The sequence below is a fragment of the Rhodopirellula sp. MGV genome, from assembly GCF_002251265.1.
Taxonomy (GTDB): Bacteria; Planctomycetota; Planctomycetia; order Pirellulales; family Pirellulaceae; genus Stieleria; species Stieleria baltica_A.
In genome coordinates, this window is record NZ_NPDI01000012.1 from 86556 (window position 1) to 106341 (window position 19786).

A 19786-nucleotide genomic window follows, 5' to 3' on the forward strand; every position below is an offset into this window, starting at 1 on the left:
GACCTTCAACGCACAGCCATGACACCACTTGCCACGGTCCCGGTCGCATTTGGGTTATCATTGAACTCAGCGTTCTCCCGCGTACGCCCTCCCCCCTTCCCTCCCCCGCTCGCGCCGCTTGTCCCATGCGAAACTGCCTCGTTCTGCTGCTGTGCGTCATTGCATTTGCTGACGCACACTCCCAGGCCCCAGCCAAGAACCCAGCCCAGCCACCGACCGAAAACACATCCGATGTCCCCGAACAGTTGCGCGACGAAAACTTGGTCGCTTGGTGCATCGTGCCGTTTGATTCCAAAAATCGCACGCCGGCAGAACGCGCCGAAATGCTTCGCGAAATCGGACTACGCCGCGTCGCCTATGATTGGCGCGAACAACACATCCCCAGTTTCGAAGAAGAAATCCTTCAGTATCGAAAGCACGGAATCGAATACTTCGCCTTTTGGGGTGTTCACGATGCGGCATTTGACTTGTTCGCGAAATACGACCTGCACCCACAAATCTGGCAAACCCTTCCCTCGCCAAACGCACCCAGCCAAGCCGCTAAAGTCGAATTGGCGGCGAAGCAACTTCTGCCACTCGTCAAGCGTACGCAATCCATGGGATGCAAACTCGGTTTGTACAACCATGGCGGCTGGGGTGGCGAACCAAACAACATGGTCGCCGTTTGTGAATACCTGCGAGACCACCACGCTGCCGATCACGTTGGCATCATCTACAACCTTCATCATGGCCACGACCACCTTGATGGCCTCGGTGCTTCGCTGCAGGCGATGAAGCCTTATTTGCTGTGCGTGAATCTGAACGGCATGATCGCAAGCGGTGATCAAAAAGGCCAAAAGATCATCCCACTTGGCGAAGGCGATGATGATGTCTCGGTTGTCAGGACCATTCTCGACTCTGGCTACAAGGGTCCGATCGGTGTCATCGGCCACACCCAAGACGACGCTAAGCAAAGACTGCAAGATAACCTGGATGGGCTGCATTGGATTTTGCCGCAATTGAATGGACATAACGCGAGCCCAAAACCTTCGCTGCGGACCTATCAACGTCCGCCCGAAACGAAGTCGTCGCTACCAACCGATCAGTCCAGCTTCACAACACCCGAGTATTCCGCCGAAGTCGTCAACGCGATTGTAGATCGTGCCACCAACGAAGGCGTCACCAGCCAAGGCCTGCTCTCATTCGCCAACGCGAAAGCAGCGTGTGCGTCCTGTCACCGGATCGGCAACCATGGCGGAACTGTTGGGCCAGATCTAAGTTCACTTGGCAAACAACGTAAGCTCGCCGAGATCGTCGAGTCTGTCCTCTGGCCAGGAAAGACGGTCGACAAAAAGTACGTCGCACACGCAATCCTCGACCAATCGGGAAAGACTTTTCAAGGCTACATTACCCACGAAGACGACGACTCCCTGACCATTCAAAGCACGTCCGACACGCAGCAGAGTGTCACCATTGACCTGGATGAGATCGAAGCCCGCCGTGAAGTCGGAACGTTGATGCCCGATAACTTGGTCGCCACGATGTCGGGCGCGGACCTGATCGACATGATCTCGTTCCTGAGCACCCTCGGAACCGAACGATCACTCAAACAAGACGTCATCGATTCAGTAATGTCGCATGCGCAAGGTCACGCGCATGCACCAGAAACGTTTCCATTTGATCGCGATCCGCTTCATCCAGAGCATCACCCCGCATGGGAACACAACGTCAATCGTGACCGCGTCTATGATTTCTACTCCAAGCAAGCAGACCACTTTCGCGGGCAATCGCCGCAACCGCCTTTGCTGGCCGAATTCCCAGGACTTGACGGCGGAACGCTTGGTCACTGGGGAAACCAAAACGATACCGTTTGGCTAGACGGTCGTTGGAACGAAACAAACTTAGGGTCATTGATCGGCGGTATCTTTCGCGGTCAAGGTAAAACAATCCCACGTGGCATCTGCGTCGCACTTGGCGGCGACCAACAGACCAGCGTTTGCTTCAACCCGGAAACACTGCGATTCGATGCCGCTTGGCAAGGCGGCTTCGTTAAATTCTCCGACCATCGTCACGGCTTCCTTTCCGGAATTGTCCCCAATGGCACTCCCATCGAGTTGCCTGAACAAGCACACGCAGAGACTGGTGAATACCTCGGATACTACCGACTGAATCAGCGTGTCCTGTTTGCCTACGACCAAAACGACCAGACGTTCCTCGTCGAAGCAAGCTTGCGAGACGGCCGTGTTTCGATCGAAACGACAACGTTTGAATCGCTACTGCCGAAACTGAAATCGGCATCGCAACGATGGCCTGACCAGATCGAGACGAAGATCACGTTGGGCTCGCATCACCCCTACGCGATCGACGAAATCGCATTGCCGATGGAAAACGCCGACAATGCATTGTTGTTTTGCGGCGGGCATGCTTTTTTGCCCGATGGTGCGGCATTGGTCTGTACCATGCAAGGTGACGTCTGGAAGGTCACGGACTATGAAGCACCTTCGACCAAAGCGACTTGGACACGTTTCGCATCGGGATTGCATCATCCACAAGGGATGGTGATCGACGAAGATGGCATCTTCGTATTGGGCCGTGACCAGATCACGCGGTTGCATGACTTGAATGACGACGGCGAAGCAGACTTTTATGAATGCTTTTGCAATGCCTACGAAACATCGCCTGCCGGTCACGACTTTATCTGCGGGCTGCAACGAGACTACGAAGGCTACTTTTACATTGCGTCCGGCAATCAGGGGATTGTACGTCTGACGCCTGACGGAAAGCACGCCGAGATCATCGCCACGGGCTTCCGTAATCCGGATGGACTTGGTTTGATGCCCGACGGAACGGTCACCGTTCCATGCTCCGAAGGAACCTGGACCCCTTCATCAATGATCTGCGCATTCCGACCGAACCACCCTGGGAATGCGGCGCAAACAGCAACACCACATTTCGGTTATCGCGGTCCGATCAATGATCAAGTTCCAGCCTTGCCGTTGGTTTACTTGCCACGAGGCATCGATAACTCCAGTGGAGCACAAACGTTCGTGGACAGCGATCGCTGGGGGCCGCTCGCCGGACAGATGCTGCACTTCTCGCATGGAACAGGAACTTACTTTCTGGTGCTCCGTGATGAAGTCGATGGACAAATGCAAGGAGCGGCTGTTCCCTTACCCGGTGAGTTTCGCTCCGGTGCCCATCGCGCAAGGTTCAGCCCTCATGATGGACAGCTTTATGTCAGCGGCATGCAGGGCTGGGGATCTTACACGCCCGATGATGGCAGCTTTACCCGAGTGCGATTTACCGGGACCCAAAGCAGTGGAAAAGCAATACAACTTCCGATCGGCTACGAGGTGCATGAAAACGGGATCGCGATTCGCTTCTCAAGTAAGTTAGATCCGGCGATTTGTTCCGAGCCGACCAGTCACTTTGCCCAAGCATGGAACTATCGCTATAGCTCGGCGTATGGCTCGCCAGAGTTCTCAACACGACACATCGGCGTTCGTGGTCACGACACACTATCGGTCAAATCGGCAAGTGTCTTGGACGAAGGGCAAACGCTTTTCTTGGAACTGCCAGAACTGCAACCGGTCAATCAATTGCATTTGCGCGTCCAATCTTCGGCTGGCCATTTCCATGACCTGTTTGCCACGGTTCACCGATTGAATCGACCACGCTTGGACATCCCCGGATACGTAGCCGCGCATAAGACGATCAATCCTCATCCGATCATACTCGACATCGCCATGGCCACGCGAAGCATCCCCAACCCGCATGCCAAGAAGCTGAAAGATGCTCGTCAGGTCACGATCGAAACGGCAACCAACCTTTCCTATCGCACAGGTTCCTTTCGCGTTCGTCCAGGTGAAACGATCGAGTTAACGCTCGTCAATCCAGATGTCGTTCCACACAACTGGGCGCTTGTCGAACCGGACTCGTTGGAGCAAGTCGGGCAGTTGGCGGACAAATTGATTTCCGATCCTGATGCATCGCTTCGGCACTATGTTCCCGAAACCTCAGACGTCATCGCGTACACCAATGTGGTGGTCCCACGTGACCGATTTACGATTTACTTCCGAGCCCCGAAGGCATCTGGCCGATATCCCTACCTATGTACGTTTCCCGGTCACTGGAAGGTCATGAACGGGGTGATGATCGTCGAGCCGTAATTGCTATACCGGTTGGCGGGTTTGCACGGGTGTTGCCGTGCCATTGCGGCCCGCAGGTTGGCACATTTTGTGGACGAGGGCGAGATTGCCATTTAGCCTGGACTGTCCGGTCATTGGGGAACTTTGCCGTCCACCGACCGTCTAACGCTGACGCTTTCGCAATCGGTACCAGATGAGTTCACAACGAAAACGAACCGACCGCCGCCGCACCCGCCGTGGGATGCTGCTCGAATCCCTGGAAAATCGTGTCGTCATGGACGCGAGCTTGTCCGGGGTCGTCTTCATTGACAGCGACGGCAACGGCAGCCAAGGCAGTAGCGAAGACGGCCTGCCCGGTGTCGAAATCACCCTGACCGGCACCACGACCGGTGGCCAATCGGTCGAAGAATCGATGCTAACCGACGGCAACGGCAACTTCCGGTTCGAAGGCCTCGCCGCCGGTACCTATCGCTTGGTCGAGCGGCAACCCGAAGCCGCCGTCGACGGTGAAGAGTCGACCGACCACGCCAACGCGAATGTTGGCAACGATCAAATTTCGAATCTCGTCGTCACCGCAAATCAAAACGTCAGCGATTTAACCTTCGCCGAACGTGGTCTAAAACCAGGCTACGTGAACCTCGCCTGGTTCCTCGCGTCGACGCCTTCTCAATCCGAAATGCTTCGTGAGAGTGTCGCCAAGGGCGAAGAACGTGCTGGGAACTCCGACCTCGCCGATGCGATTCGTGATGGTGCTTCCGATTCACCGGGGACGACTGACCCTGGTGATGGTGGTGACGGCGGTGACGGTGACCCAGACCCCGATCCAAACACCGCCCCCGTTGCGACCGCTGACACCTACACTGTCGTTCAGAACCAAACGCTGAGCGTCAGTGCCAGCAACGGCGTTTTGAACAACGACACCGATGCGGATGATGACGACTTAACGGCAGCATTGGTCACGAACCCAAGCCATGGCAGCGTCACCTTTGATGACGACGGCTCGTTTGTCTATGAACCCGATGCGGACTTCTTCGGCACGGACTCGTTTACCTATCGCGCCAATGACGGAACCACCAATTCGTCAAACGTGACTGTCACAATCACCGTCACACAAATCAATTCCACGCCCAACGAATTGAGTGTCGACGAAAATGCCCCTAACGGAACCGTCGTCGGGGAAGTTGAAGCGTCAAGCAGCTTGGGCAGCGACGTTGTCTTCGAGATCAACGATGCGTCGCTCGCATCTCAACTACGACTGCAAGCCGATGATCACTTTACCGGCGCTGCCGACGGCACCGTCGTCTTGATCGAGTACCTTGACCTGTCTTGCCCGCACTGTGCGGAAATCCATCCGATCGTCAAGCAACTGCTTTCCGATTTCCCAGATGACCTACTGGTCGTTCGTCGGCATTTTGTGTTGGAAAGCAACGGCACGGCAATTTTCCCCAACAGCATGGCTGCGGCGAAGGCGGCCGAAGCGGCGGGACGCCAAGGCAAATTCGACGAAATGGTCGACTTGCTGTTCACCAATCAAAGCCAATGGAGCAGCGCATCCGACCCAACCTCGCTGTTCAACAGCTACGCCCAACAACTGCAGATTGACCTGACGCAATTCACAAGTGATCGACAAGCTCAAACGATCGAGAATCGAATCGAGCGCGATCAGGCCGATGCGTCTGACCTGGGCTTGAACTCGACACCATCATTCTTCGTCAACGGGACCGCGACGTCTAACCCGGAAACTCTTGCCGCGTTCAGGCCGATCATTCAAGCCGAAATCGACGACTCAGATCGCGCCTTCGCACTCGATCGCCTGACCGGTGAAATCACGGTCGCCGATTCCGGCCAACTCGATTTCGAGACCACCCCGACGTTCAACCTTTCGGTTCGGGCGACCGGTGACACATCAGAAGTCATCGCGGTTTCGATCGATTTGTTCGACGCGAACGAAGTCGCCCCCGTGGCTCAAAATGATTCCTATACGACAGGTGCGGGGACCGAATTGGTGGTGAGCGCCGCCGAAGGTGTCTTGGCCAACGACAGTGACACTGACAGCGAAACGCTTTATGCAAACCTGACGGCGAACCCAAGTCACGGCACGGTGACGTTGAACGAAAATGGTTCGTTCACGTACACGCCCGATGCCGGCTTCTCCGGAACCGACTCCTTTACGTATCGCGCTGACGATGGAAACTTCGCCACCTCGGATACAACGGTAGAGATCGAAGTCACCAGTGCACCTGTCGGAAGTGCCGATGCCTACACCGCTAGTGAAGACACCGCACTGACCGTCAACGCAAGTAACGGCGTGCTTGCCAACGACAACAATTCAGGCTCGGCAACCTACACCGCCCAAGTCGCACAGAGCGCGTCGCACGGATCGTTGACGTTGAACTCCGACGGTTCGTTTACCTACACCCCAGACGCGAACTTCTCGGGAGACGACCAGTTTACCTACCGTGTCTCTGACGGAAACGCTCTATCCTCCCCGATCACCGTTTCGATTACTGTCACGGACCAAAACAGTTTTAGTGTCGACGAAAATTCGGCCGTCGGAACACTAGTCGGTACGCTGGACCCGGAGGGCAACCTCGGCAGCAACGTCATCTTCGAAGTCGACGATCCAGACCTAGCCGACGAACTGCATCTGGTGGCCGATGACCATTTCACCGGCGACACTTCCGCACCGGTTGTGCTGATCGAATACATGGACCTTTCGTGTCCACACTGTGCCAGTCTGCATACGGTATTGAAACAACTGGAAACCGAATTTGCGGGTGAACTGCTAGTCGTTCGACGGCATCTGTTGTTGTTCAACTCGTCGACGAATAGCTTTGTTTTCCCAAACAGCCAGGAAGCGGCCCGTGTGGCCGAGGCGGCCGGCCAACAAGGCAAGTTCGACGAAATGGTCGATCTGTTGTTTACCAACCAGGACGCATGGCGTTCGCTTGCGGATCCGACGTCCGTATTCAATGGCTATGCACAACAGCTCGGTTTGAACATGTCACAATTTGCCAGCGACCAAGCTGATTCGGCGATCGAGGCAAGAATCTCTCGTGACCGAAACACGGCGTCCTCACTTGGCTTAAATTCGACCCCGTCATTCTTCTTGAACGGGCAAGCCATCTCGAATCCAGAAACGCTTTCGGCATTCCGCCCCATCATTCAGGCCGAATTGAATTCGGTCGACGAAGTCTTTTCAATTGATCGATTGACCGGCGAAATCTTTGTGGCGGATTCGGCAGAGTTAGATTTCGAAACGACACCGACATTCGGTCTCGATGTCAACGCTCGCGGGACTTCGACCGAAGCGATTGATGTGGTAATTGAATTACTGGACGTTGCCGAATAAGGCACACCGCATCTCTTTTCGCGATTAGAACAACTCGATGCTTCCCTCTTCGGAAGCAACCGAGACAGCGTTCCGTGTCCAGCGCAGATCAGGATCAATCTCCGCTTTAAAGATCGCTTCGACACACCCGGCTTTGGTATTTACCACCAACGTCGAGGCACCATCACCACAGGCAAGACACGTTTTCTGAACGCCTTCGCCCGCTATCGGAATACCGAGTTCACAGTCCACTCCGTATTCCACCAGATGGTTTTTGAAGCGGCCAAAGAGTTGATTTGCCAATTCGCCGATCCAATCCACCGGGTCGCTAGCACCGCCTCGACACAGTCCCTTGGCGACTCCCATGGTTGTCACCATGCAGACGAAGTAGCGAACATCTTGACCGACCAGTTCGATCGTCGACGAAACAATGTCAGATTCAAATTTGCACTCTTCGGCGATGACCTCTTGATCCTCACCGGAAACAAATTCGACCTTAACACTTTCGCCGGTATAAAACTCAAAGAGATTTGTCAGCGATTCAGTTAAGCCTTGCAGACAAATGTCTTTTGCGAGTTCGCTCATAGTGGCTCACCTCGGAAGTGACGCATGGTTAGTTCTGATCGGTTCCACTCGGCATTCGAGCGGAGTTCAACCTTGCTGACCATCAACGGCCAACGGGGCGATCCGGCCACTGAAGAACATCCCCAATCGATGTCTGCCTTTACTTTCCCGATGCATGTTTGCCGAACATTCGACTCGGGAAACGCGACATTCGAACGGTCGCTGGCGTGCGTGATCAGTGTCACCGCACCTGCCAAGCGAACTGCCCTCTGGCCGTATCACCAGAAGATACCCCCAGTCTTGTGGGGCGAAAATTCGTTTGAATCCTTTGAGTAGAAACCTTCACATGATGCAAATCGACGCAGCAGACTGACGCGTCAGCATCGCATCACGGCTCGTGTCTTAATCCGTCTACTGCAGATCGATCTTCTCACCTGTAATACGAAAAATCCGTTCACTCAGTGGATGACTTTGCCGCTGCGAATCCAAGATCACCGTCTCGACAAGTTGAGCATGAATTGGTGGTGCAATGTCGGTTGGCCAAGCGATAAAGAAATCGCGATTGGGGACCGCTGCATAAACCTCCCCTGTCGGCTCGCCGGTTAGTTCTTGAATCAGCTGCAAGCGAACTTCGGGAATCAAGATCCTTGCCGCGTCATACCCATCGCCCGTTTGAATCACAGCCAAGCGAACCTCACCAGGCATCACGGCCAATGGCAATTGTGGCATCGAAGCGACGATATTCCGTTTGCCGAGCTCGATTGCGTCGATCGCCGTTTGTTGCCAACGATCCAAGTCAACTTGTCGTATGTACGCATAGCCGCCTTCGCTATCGATCACCAAACTGGCATGCACATCGTCAGCAAAAGGGAACGTGATCGCGTTAGAAAGATTGGTTAGCTTCGCACTCACCAATTGAACCCGCAATCGATCCTTGGCGTCTTCCCAGCGTTCGGGAATCGCGTCCGACGCCGAATCCAGCAACTGCAGAATCTGGGTAAACTTCTCGCAAATCGCTTCATCGAAGTCCTCGTCAGTAAAGACGCCTTGTCGATACTGTGCGAAGAGATTCGACATCCCATAGGTAACCGTGCCGTCGGTGATCACACCGGGCTCATCACCGAGTTCAAATCTGCGTGAAGCAAACTCCCGCTGCAAGATTCGAAGCACTCGTTCGGTGAAGCTTTCAATCATAAGAACCGAACACGGAAATTCGTTGCAAAAGTCAAGGGACGTCGACAACAGCGTACAACCCGTCAACTGAAATCGCAATCATTGGGAACAGTGCTGTCGATGCGTCAGCGTTTCAGGCTGCCGATTTATTTTGCTCGTTGCCAGAACCAGCGCCGTGGCGCAAGCCCCGAATTTGGATTCCCTTGCCCAACTTGTTGTTTTAAATGCTCGATCACTTCCAGTCGTTTTGCCGCCTCGTCCTGCACGGCGAGCAACAGTGGCAGGACGCTCGCCGAGACAGGGAGACGTGAGTCATTCATCGTCGATTCAAACAGCTCGATCAGCTCACGACCAAAGGTCTGCAAGTTCTCCGTCGTCTGGAGCTTCGCGTTCGCTTCGGCCTGCAAATCATGTCCCGGTCCGGCAGCGGAGAATCGCTCAAGCAGTAGCGCCGCCAATCGGTCCGCATCGTTCGGATCGAACAGGTTGCCTTCCGATTCACATTGCTCGCGGTGGACGGGAATGTCCGACATCAAGACAGTCTTTCCCAACGTCCGAGCCTCTTCGACAGAGGTACTCCAACCCTCAAATAGCGAAGGCTGAAGAATCAACGTCGCGTTGCGATACAACTGCCATTGCTGGTTCCGTGGCACCATTCCCAAGATCCGAACACGCTCCTGCAGACCGTTTGATCGAATAAACGTTTCCAAGCTTGGGAAATGATCCGGGTTGCGTCCATCGACTGTCGCCCCAGAACAAATCAGTAGCGGAGCTTTGCCACTAGCGTGTAATCGCTTCCATGCTTCAAAGACAACACGATGGTTCTTGTGCTGCCAAAATTGATACGGCAAATACACATAGGGCTGGTCAATTCCCAATTCCGCCATCACGGTTTGGGGCTCGATTGCCAAAGCGGATGAAGGTGGCTGTGTGCGGAAACGCAAAACAAACGTTCGGTCCTGAACCTCAGGATAAAAACGCTGCATATCCGTTTCCACCGAGACACTGCTGCATACGATTCGGTTACAGGTCGCCGACAAAAACGAGAACAACTGATCGCGATGGGCCAGCTCCGCCTTGGAAAAGAACTGCGGATAGTACTTGTGCTGCAGATCCGTGATCCAGCCAATGCACTTGCCGTCGAACGGAACCGCGGGCGGAGTGATCGCTGGAAATAACAGATCACATGCCTCGTTGCGAACCAGCTTGGTCAACTCGTCGCGACGTGACAGATCCAACAGCAAGCGTTCGTCAATCGTGCGAAGCGTCAACCAGCTCGCGTCGGCAAAGCCTGCCTCTTGAAGAAACTTCTCGCGCAGCGGTGTGGGCACGAAGGCGACGATCTCGGGAACTTCCTGCTCTGGCAAACTCGCCAGACCTTCGAGACAGTTGCGAACGTAATGCAGCCCCGCGACCCACCCCGACCACTGGCGAATACTATCCTGCAGCAGCCAAAACGCGATCCGCATCCGTACTCTCCGTGATTGCTCGAACCCAAGTTGCATAAATCGCCAGACCGTCTTCCAAGCGAGTTGTGTCACTCAGCTGATAGGCGTTGTTCGCCGGCAACTCGACTGACCAGTGCGGCGGATCACCCGATGCTCGCTCGCCCGAAAATCGCAACGTCCGATGAAGACCTAGTTGTTTCAAGAATAGCCGAGCAATCGTTTTGATTTCGACCGACTTCCCGGTTGCCACGTTGATATAGCCCGGCTGATGTTGAACCTGTGAATTCGGCGTCGTTACCAACTCACAGATCAGGTTCGCGATGTCACGCGAAAAAACAAAGTCGCGGGTCTCGGTACCATCGCCAAACAATGCGACTTCAGGACCTCGCTTCGCCTTTTGAAAGATGTCCCATAAGACCTGCTTTCGCAGGCCCGGTCCATAGGAACTAAAGATCCTGAGATTGACGGTATGGATTCCGAACCGGCTTCGATACTGTTCCGTTAACAACTCGCATTGCCTTTTGTGCTTGCCGTAGGGCGACACCGGACTAACAGGCGTTGATAAGGTGATCGGCAACCGAGCCGGTTGGCCATACACAGCAGCGCTCGAAAGGTTCACCACATTTGTATTGGGTGAATGCTTGGCGATCGCATCATAGAGCGACTCCGTCACCAAGACGTTGTTCCGGAAATCCGCTTTGGGATCTTCGACGGACAAACGGACGCTCGCCGATCCCGCGCAATGGATCACCCACGTCGGTTGTTCCGTAGCCAACACGGATGCCAACCGTTGATCGGGCAAGCGGAATGCGCACTGACGATCCGAGAGACTGGCCGAAGTAGGATTTTCTGATCCGGTCAAATAGATCAATCGATCGCAATGTGGCCGCAGCACACGTCCGATCGTTGCACCTAAAAAACCAGATGCCCCCGTCACCAGAACCGATTTCGGTGCCATTGAATCAGCCTTGCTTACGGACCGCGACCGCGACACCGTATCCCAAGTCGTCGTACTTCGCCGAACTAAAGTCCGGATGATTCCCAATCACATCGTCCCAAACATTTTCCAAGTAACGATGCTGGGGGTGGGTGATGTCGTCGAGCACGATCACGCCGCCAACAGATAACCGGGGCAACACCGTTTCCAAGTCAGCACGCGCGCCGTCTTCGGAATGGTCGCCATCGACGTTGATCAAGTCGAACATGTAACCAGGGTTCTTCGCAAAAAACTCTGGTACCGTTTCATGGGAGTTGCCTGAGATTAGTTCCAATGACCCACGATGCCCGAGGTTGCTGATTTCTTCGGTGACAAAGTCGGCACCCGGATTGGCCATCCCGGCATAGTTTTCCATCCACAGGTCAAACCCTTTGATTTCGCAATCAGGGGCGACCGCCGAAACGACAGCCAAGCTTCGGCCACGACGTACGCCGATTTCCAAATACCGGCGTGGCTGAACCACAGTCGCCGCCGCATGTAAGAACGTCAGCAAATCTGCGTAGTACCAATTGTTCCCGAATTTGGCTCGACCGTTGTCGTAATACTCTTTTAGAAAGACGAGGTAATCGTCGACCGTCAACTGCTCCATGATTTGACGAACAGAACCTAGCGTCTGGTCGTTTGTCGCCAATCGCTTCACAGTTTGGGCACTGATCTGTACCGGCTCCAACCACTGCGTTCCTGCCGTCTGAAAAACAGTTCGGCAAGCCGTCGCATCGGCTGCTTGGTCACATCGCAAGACTTTGTTTTCGGTTTGCAGCATTGATCGGAATCCGTTCCAGAGTTATCGCCAGCCATGGCATCACAGTAACCGCGTCGCGCACCTCGGCCGGACTGTAGCAGGGATGCGAAACCGCTATCAAGGCAAATCGACGGAAGAAAACGCGATGGGCTAAACTGCGGATGCAAGCAAACCAACTCGTAACGCCGACTCGCCTTACCCGATGACGATTCACCAACCCGACCGTAACGAATCTCCATATTCACCACTAACTGAAACATCGATCGACGAAACGAGTAAAACACACCCCATCGGCCTGAGACGCGTCCGCTTGGCCTGCGGAATCATCATGGTTGCGGCCATCTTTATTGCCATCATTGGACCGATAATTGGGATCAGCCGCACGTTCTCCCAACTGGCCGAACACGAGTCCGTCAATCCGAGCGATATCGCAGCTGGTATTTCGCGATCACTTGCGATCGCAGCAGTCTGCATTCCGATTGCGATCGTTGCGTTTGTAGTCCGTTCCTGGGCCCAAATGCGACTTCGCCGAGATGGCTTCGAGTAACACCGCAGCATACACAGCGTTTAAACTGAACGAATTCCCCCTCGGACGCACGGCCAGCGCACGCGACGTTTCCCCCTTTGAACATCGCAACGGTCGTGCAGTTGGCAAGTTCAGTGAGACGTCTGCTCATGTCGTACGAAATCAACGAGCTGTATCGGCGGTTGCCTGGCAAATGGCAAGGCATTTGCCAAACCTGGTTTCAGCCGGGCAAATTGGCTGACCAATCAGAAATTACCGGCACGATCGAACTAGCAATCAACGGGCATTTTTTAAAGCACAGTTATTGCAGCACGATCCGAGACAAAACACGCCGCGGCGAAGAACTGTTCGCGTTCAATCCGACCTCGCATCGTTGGCAATGCTCGTGGATCGACAGTTTTCACATGGCCGATGCGATCATGTTTTCAGAAGGCAAATCGCTCGACAACGGCTTACAGGTGATTGGCCAATACGATGTCGGCGAAGGTGAACCGGCATGGGGCTGGAAAACCGTCCTCGAATTGGTCGACGACAACCAACTGGTCATGACCGCTTACAACATCACTCCCGAAGGCAAAGAAGCGAAGGCTGTCGAAACGACCTATCAGCGTGTTTCGATCAGCCCAGATGCTTGCTACTAGCGAACCCAACGCTACAGCGACGCTGGTCCCACACCAACGGTCAACCAACCGTCGGTCGCTTCGATCGCCTTCACACGGTACGCGGCACCGGCAAAAGCGGGGAGCTTGGCGTATTCGGGAATCCGAATCGCTTGATTCAACAGTGCTTGTGGGAACGCTTCGGCAAACCCTTGTTTGATCGAACTGCGAATTCCCGTTTGTGCGACCGACAACCGTTTGGTCCCAGGAAAGTTGATTTCGACTTCGTCAATTCGCTCCAGCACGACTTCGCCGGTATCGGTTTTCGCCGGCTGATAGGTCGCAATGATTTCCAACGGACGACGGAGTTCGCGAGAACCTTGCGAGAAACGCGTACCACGAATTCCGACGACCAACTTTCCGTCGCGGGCTTCAAAGATGATCGGACGCGAGCGATCAAAATCGATCTCGAACGGCTCATCACTGGCCGCGTCTGACTCGGCAGATTTTGGACGGCCAGACTGCTCGATCATTCGATCCAGATCGGCCTTGCTTAACGTGCGGCCAGCCAAAAACGATCCCAACGTGTTGTCGATCAACGACTCGTGGACTTGAACCGTAATATCGCTTGGCGAAGAGACCGCTGGCGGTGCCGAAGGCGAACCGAGTTGGTTTCCTTGACGAATCAATGATGTCACGGTGATGAGGTCTGCTGTCGAAGCCAACCGGTGCTGTGGTTTGTCCATGTCCAACCGGTAAAGCCACGTCTGGATCTCGCCTAGCAATCCAGAATCTGGCGACGCCACCGCTTGGTCGGTTTCGAGAGCGAACTCTTCGCTAATTCGCCGAACCAATTTGCGGTGCGCGATGCGATCGGCAAGCGGCTTCTGTTCGGCCGCTTTCTTTCTCGCGATCTTTCGAACCAGACGCAGTTTGTGCTCGATCGAATTCAGGTTTGTGTGCAACGACGCATCGGTCGATACCTGGCCGAGCCGAATGCCCTTTGCATCCACTTCCAACATCCGAGTCGCGTAGACCTGCGCATCGCTTGTCGTCCGAACGCGTACGCCGCGGTTGTAGCCGACATTGCTAGTCGTCACCGTCCCGGTCAAAGCCAAGCGGATTCGAATGGCCGCATCAGACGGCAGCAGTTCCGCAACGACGTCACCGTTCATCGTCGCGCTACCGAAGATGCTGGTCCCCAGGATGCAATCACGTACTGGCGTGGTTTGCGATACGTCACGGCCGACTGCTTGCTGAACGACGGACTCGTCGACATGGACTCTGATGTTGGGCGAGGAAAACAGCCGGCGCGAATGCTCGACCAAGTCAACCGTCTGGTTCGTTCGTTCCAGCAAATCCAATAGCAAGCGCAAAGTCGCGATGTTGTCTGGCGAAGGCGTCGCTTCGATTTCGTCCCATTGATCTGAAAAACGCTCCAACTGCTTGCCCAGCGCGTTGGTGATCACGTCATGGCGGCGATATCGCAGCGCATCACTGAAACGTTTCGCGGCCGCACGGACACGTCGAACTTCGGCGACCTCCAGTCCCGGATAAACACCAGTCGCACGCCGAGCGATCTGATCCAAACTTTCTGCGATGTCGCGATCACTCACGTCCGATTCGATCGCTTCCACAGCACCGTCAATCGCCAAGTACTGCAACCATGCGGCGCCATTCGCCGCATCAGCCGATCGCGTCAAATGGGTGCGCAGCGCTGCGACTGCGGAAAGGAACGCTTCACGCGACTGCTCCACGGCTACGATTCGCTCCGGAACCAACTGTGCGACCGAGTCACGCGCCGCTCGGCTGATCGGCAAGTACCAGTCCTGTGCACTGGTTTGCTGGCAATTCGAAAGCGAAAAACTCGTCGCAAACACGACGCCAGCGACAACCGCGCGAACGTTTCTGCGACAGAGTGATGAACAAAATTGGCTGAACTGACCGACCATGGAGTTGTTCCCAACCGCGAAATGGGATCGAAAGATAATCCAACAAGAGAAGATAGTGAATTTACAAGGCTTTTGCAGGCGGCCCTGTTAATGGAATAGGAATTTTCGCCCGAGCGTGAAACGCCGGCCCGGCTATGTCACCTGGTACGTTTTTCGCGGCTCATCCGGCGACGGAACGCCCGCATTGCATGTCGCCACCAGGGTGATTCATCACGACAACTGACGGATCAATGAATTTGCCCCGGACCACCGGTGGCGATCCGCAAGTCTCCGTCGGGGACAAAGTTCCCGCTCAGCAAGTCGGTTAGCTTTGCCTTGGCACCGCGTTCATTCGGTTGTTCCATTCCCGGCGGACTGCCCCAAAGCAACTTGGTATTCGTTCCCGTGACCAAGCTTAATTGTGGAACGATGTTCATTCGCGGGTCACCGCTGACCATGATTTTGGCGATCTGAATACGATCACTCACCGCGGACAGCAAGTTCGCCAGCGTCGCCGCCGACTCCACACGTTTGTCACCAAACAACGTGCCTTCAACGCCGGTGGGATAGATATTCTTGACTTCGATTTGGATCAGCCGCCGAACCTCTTCGGTGGAAATATTTTCGGTCGGCAACATGTGGCCTTCGCCATCCAGCGGGAAATACATCTCATCCGCTTTGCCATGCGTTGGCATCCCAAGACTGGAAAGGTGCGATTCGATCTCGCGCATGTATTGCGGATCACCGGTGACGTGGAACGAGGCGACCGGTCGTCGATAGTCGACTTCGACGCGGAACTTGCCACCAGGCAGTTTCACGACTGAGCGAACATCACGAATCCATGGATGGTTTTTAAATGCCGAAGCGATCTTCGGCGTGGCTTCGCGATCGAGCGATGACAACTCGCCGAAGTGCGCCCAACGGTTAACGTCTTCCACGACATCGGTGCGAACGTACTCATGCGGCGCAGTGATTTCGATGTTGGCGGGATCGATGCCTTGATGTTGTGCCGCAAAGTACGCGGAAAACCAATGCGAGTACGCAAAATAGGATGTGACCAACAGCGCCATCGGCCACACCAAGGCCCACGCTGCGGGCGCTTTGATCAGCCGACGCAACAGCCTTCGAATGGGCCGAGGATCAGCATCATCCTTGCGTGCCATTGATCCGTCCCTTGAAATCCTAGCGAAGCAAAATGCGGACGTTCGTCGAACAACGACACGTCAATCCAATACGGATGATCGCCAGAATGACAGTGTTTCATGAACTTGAAACACCGACGCACGATCACACACCTGCACGCTCTACCAAATCTGGAGATTCAGTTGCAAGTCGATCCCGGTTTGCAACAGAACTTGCTCGCGAACTCGGTCGATCAGCTTCAAACACTGATCGCTGGTCGCCCCCTGATGGGCGATCATGTAATGCGGCTGGCTGCTATCCAGCGAAACATCACCTTCGCGAATCCCTGCCAACCCGACGTTCTGGATCAACTCCAACGCCGAGATCGTGTCTGGATCGATAAATGGCATCGCGATTCGTTCCATATCCGCCGGGCGGGTGGAGTTTCGCGAGATCCACAGCTTTTGCAAACGCTTGGTCAGGGCAACCGGGTCACCCGGCTCCAGCTGGAAGACGACTTCGACGATCATCGCTCCCGTCAAAGAAGTCTTTCGGTAGGTGAATCCGATCTCTTCTTGCGAGATTTCGCGGATCGATCCGTCCGCTTCCATCACACGAATTGCTTTGACAACCGGGCTAATATCACGACCGCCGCTAGACACATTGCCGACGACCGCCGCACCAACTGTTCCCGGAATGCCCATGAGGTGTTCTAAACCACCCAGTCCGGCACCGACCGATTTGACGACCGCGTGTGACAGCTTGCCGCCCGCACCCGCAGTCAAACAGTCGCCTTCGATTGACAAACCGCTCGTCGCAGCGGCAGCCAACGAAATCACGACACCATCAAACCCCGACTCGCGGACCAGAACATTGCTGCCCGAGCCAAGAATACGGAGCGGAAGGTCATTTTCAGCCGCCCACACCGTGATTTCGGTGATTTGCTCGATATCGACAGGTTCGGCAAAAAAGTGAGCCGGACCGCCGATCCCCAGCCAAACCAGGGGCGCGAGCGATTCGTCGGAGCGGACGACGTGTTGAAGGCGTTCAGGAATCATGCACCGATAATACCGCAGCGCCCGATTCATGCCAGTGGACCTACCGCTGGCATGCAATCGAGATCACTGATCAACGGGTGATTACGTGCTCTATGACACGCAGAAGAAGGTTAGCCGCGTGGGAGTGCGACCGAGCGAATCAGGTTCCGCACGGGCTGCTTGGATTGAAATCCCTTCAGCAGATGACGCTTCCACTCGCCAGCGTCATTTCGTGAGAAGACGATGATCTGGGGCAACATTTTCTCGCCCTTGGTCAATTGCTCAACCAATTCGGAGTTTTCATCGCGATTCAAAACCGCAACACTGACGTCGTCCAATTCACCGGTTGCCGCCATGGGCTCCAAAGTAGTCTGTTTCAGGACATTGCACGCCGGGCACCATGGGGCGCTGACGACGACCATCAGAGGCTTGCCTTCCTTAACAGATTCCTTGTACGCCTCGGCGTAGTCGGTCTTAATTGGCGCTGAAGTGACACTTCCAAGCAATACAGCTAACAGCAACGAAACCATTCCGAGTTCCTCGAATTAAAGCATGGTTACCGATCGGCGGTACACAATCGTCGTTCCGTTCGAATGAACAGTCATGCGTTCGAAATCGATGTGTTCGAATGAATACGCTGATGAGTCTTTCAATTCATTCGAACAAGCCGCCGAGGGCGAGTCATTCGTTGTTGTCCACGAAGTTCCATTCCAGTTTTGATGCGTCCCAATTCGTGGGCGCCATGGTGGCCAACAAATTGCCCTTATGGGAGATCGTCCAACTTCGGATCATTCCCACATCGGTGGCCCCCAGAACCATTCTGGGGAACCTGGGGCAACCCTACCGAAACTGCGGCTTCGGAAGGTTGGGCGGAGTATATGGATGCCCTGACCGCCATCAAGCCGTTCGGGTCAGAAATCTGTAAATAACGTGGATCAGCACCCGCGGAAAATTTGAAATATGTTTGGGCGGCGACCATCGAAAGTCGCTAAGCTTCGATCTAGCAACCATTTGAAGCATGCCAATCGCCGCGACGAAATTTCATCGGCACTGTACACACATGTACTCACTCCACTGAAGGTAAGGTCTGCCCCCAAATGTTTCGAGACCTAAAGACCGATCCAAGACCTGCGATTTGGCACTCGCATGACGCCTTGAGGACCTGGTGATGAGATTGCGTGTCGGACTCATTGGACTCGGCGACCAGTGGCAATCCAGGTACCGGCCAGCATTGCGAATGCTGGACGATCGCTTCGACGTTCGCGCCGTCTATAGCACGATCTCAAAACTCGCCGAATCGACCGCCGAAGAATTCCAGGCCGACCCCATCGACGGCTACCGCAGCCTGGTTTATCGCTGTGACATTGATGCCGTTCTGATTCTGAAACAATGCTGGCTTGGTTGGTTACCAGCACTCGCGGCCTGCCAAGCGGGCAAAGCGGTGTACTGGGGCGCCGGACTTGATTTCGACCCCGTCGGCCAACGCTCTGTTCGCAGCACAATCGAAAACAGCGGCGTGGCATTCATGGCCGAACTGCCTCGCCGGTTCGCACCAGCCACCCTGCGGATGAAAGAACTGATCGCAACGCACCTGGGTGCACCGCGATTGACTGGCGATGAACTCGGATCAATCGCCCCCGAGAACGCTCCCCACCCCGGCCCCGGTACCTGCAGGACGGACGACAGCGAATTAGTCGAACTTGTTGATTGGTGCCGCTACATCGTCGGGCGCTCTCCCAATGCCGTCAGCTCGGTTTGCAAAGAGAATCTGTTCCAATCACTGATCCTCAATTACGAGGGAAACTCAGGGCAACCCTCCAAGTCCGGGCAACCGATCGGTGCGATCGCTGAAATTGCAACCGACAGCACGCTGCCAAACCAATGGAAAGAATCGGCTAGCTTCCGATCACCGGCAGCCATGAAGGTCCAGTGTGAAAATGGAGTCGCCTTCATCGACTTGCCCAGCACGCTTGTCTGGTTTGATGACGCCGGACGACATGTCGAATCGCTAGAAACTGAATCGCCGGTCGGCGAACGCATGTTGCGTCAATTCCATCGTTCAGTCACCAGTTTAGTACGTGACCTCAACGGCTTGGTCGACGCTTATGAAGCGGCAGCGGTGGTTCAAGCCGCACGGCAAAGCCATGAAACAGGTTGTCGCGTCGACCTGCCATCTTAGATGTCACCTT

14 protein-coding genes are annotated in these 19786 nt (G+C 54.9%); 5 read left to right on the top strand and 9 right to left on the bottom strand.

Annotated features, from left to right (window positions below; translation table 11 throughout):
* Nucleotides 1–125: 125 nt before the first annotated feature.
* Entirely contained in the window at nt 126–4148 is a 4023-nt protein-coding gene (locus CGZ80_RS05185; protein WP_094412059.1) for a DUF6797 domain-containing protein, read from the top strand.
* Nucleotides 4149–4320: 172 nt separating this feature from the next.
* Entirely contained in the window at nt 4321–7479 is a 3159-nt protein-coding gene (locus CGZ80_RS05190; RefSeq protein WP_094412061.1) for an Ig-like domain-containing protein, read from the top strand.
* A gap of 24 nt (nt 7480–7503) precedes the next feature.
* Here CGZ80_RS05190 and CGZ80_RS05195 read toward each other — a convergent pair whose 3' ends face one another.
* The 5 genes from CGZ80_RS05195 to CGZ80_RS05220 form a co-directional block, all read right to left on the bottom strand.
* Nucleotides 7504–8043 carry a hypothetical protein gene (locus tag CGZ80_RS05195; protein WP_094412063.1) on the bottom strand — a complete coding sequence of 180 codons (540 nt, stop codon included), beginning with the start codon at nt 8041–8043 and terminating at the stop codon, nt 7504–7506.
* Nucleotides 8044–8433: 390 nt separating this feature from the next.
* Nucleotides 8434–9216: a hypothetical protein gene (locus tag CGZ80_RS05205; RefSeq protein ID WP_143543751.1), complete on the bottom strand. Its 783-nt coding sequence runs from the start codon at nt 9214–9216 to the stop codon at nt 8434–8436.
* 125 nt (nt 9217–9341) lie between these two features.
* Nucleotides 9342–10664: a glycosyltransferase family 4 protein gene (locus tag CGZ80_RS05210; protein WP_158222560.1), complete on the bottom strand. Its 1323-nt coding sequence runs from the start codon at nt 10662–10664 to the stop codon at nt 9342–9344.
* Entirely contained in the window at nt 10633–11601 is a 969-nt protein-coding gene (locus tag CGZ80_RS05215) for an NAD-dependent epimerase/dehydratase family protein (protein ID WP_094412071.1), read from the bottom strand. The genes CGZ80_RS05210 and CGZ80_RS05215 overlap by 32 nt, the downstream gene beginning before the upstream one ends.
* 4 nt (nt 11602–11605) lie before the next feature.
* Nucleotides 11606–12403: a class I SAM-dependent methyltransferase gene (locus tag CGZ80_RS05220; RefSeq protein ID WP_094412073.1), complete on the bottom strand. Its 798-nt coding sequence runs from the start codon at nt 12401–12403 to the stop codon at nt 11606–11608.
* A 181-nt stretch (nt 12404–12584) separates the two neighbouring features.
* Between CGZ80_RS05220 and CGZ80_RS05225 the strand changes: the two genes are divergently transcribed.
* Nucleotides 12585–12929 carry a MotA/TolQ/ExbB proton channel family protein gene (locus CGZ80_RS05225; protein ID WP_094412075.1) on the top strand — a complete coding sequence of 115 codons (345 nt, stop codon included), beginning with the start codon at nt 12585–12587 and terminating at the stop codon, nt 12927–12929.
* A gap of 128 nt (nt 12930–13057) precedes the next feature.
* Complete coding sequence (locus CGZ80_RS05230) at nt 13058–13549, top strand: DUF1579 family protein (protein WP_094412127.1); 492 nt, start codon at nt 13058–13060, stop codon at nt 13547–13549.
* Nucleotides 13550–13560: 11 nt separating this feature from the next.
* Here the strand turns inward: CGZ80_RS05230 and CGZ80_RS05235 are convergent, their stop codons facing one another.
* The 4 genes from CGZ80_RS05235 to CGZ80_RS05255 all read right to left on the bottom strand — a co-directional run bounded on the left by CGZ80_RS05235 (nt 13561) and on the right by CGZ80_RS05255 (nt 18127).
* On the bottom strand, nt 13561–15459 hold the full coding sequence (locus tag CGZ80_RS05235) for a hypothetical protein (protein WP_094412077.1): 1899 nt from the start codon (nt 15457–15459) through the stop codon (nt 13561–13563).
* Between the two features lie 227 nt (nt 15460–15686).
* Entirely contained in the window at nt 15687–16601 is a 915-nt protein-coding gene (locus tag CGZ80_RS05240) for a hypothetical protein (protein WP_143543752.1), read from the bottom strand.
* Between the two features lie 141 nt (nt 16602–16742).
* Nucleotides 16743–17648, bottom strand: coding sequence for a UDP-N-acetylmuramate dehydrogenase (locus CGZ80_RS05250; RefSeq protein ID WP_233148240.1), 906 nt, complete (start codon nt 17646–17648; stop codon nt 16743–16745).
* An 80-nt stretch (nt 17649–17728) separates the two neighbouring features.
* Nucleotides 17729–18127, bottom strand: coding sequence for a thioredoxin family protein (locus CGZ80_RS05255; protein ID WP_094412083.1), 399 nt, complete (start codon nt 18125–18127; stop codon nt 17729–17731).
* A 638-nt stretch (nt 18128–18765) separates the two neighbouring features.
* On the opposite strand from CGZ80_RS05255, the gene CGZ80_RS05260 reads away from it, so the two are divergent.
* On the top strand, nt 18766–19776 hold the full coding sequence (locus tag CGZ80_RS05260; RefSeq protein ID WP_094412085.1) for a Gfo/Idh/MocA family protein: 1011 nt from the start codon (nt 18766–18768) through the stop codon (nt 19774–19776).
* Nucleotides 19777–19786 lie beyond the last annotated feature (10 nt).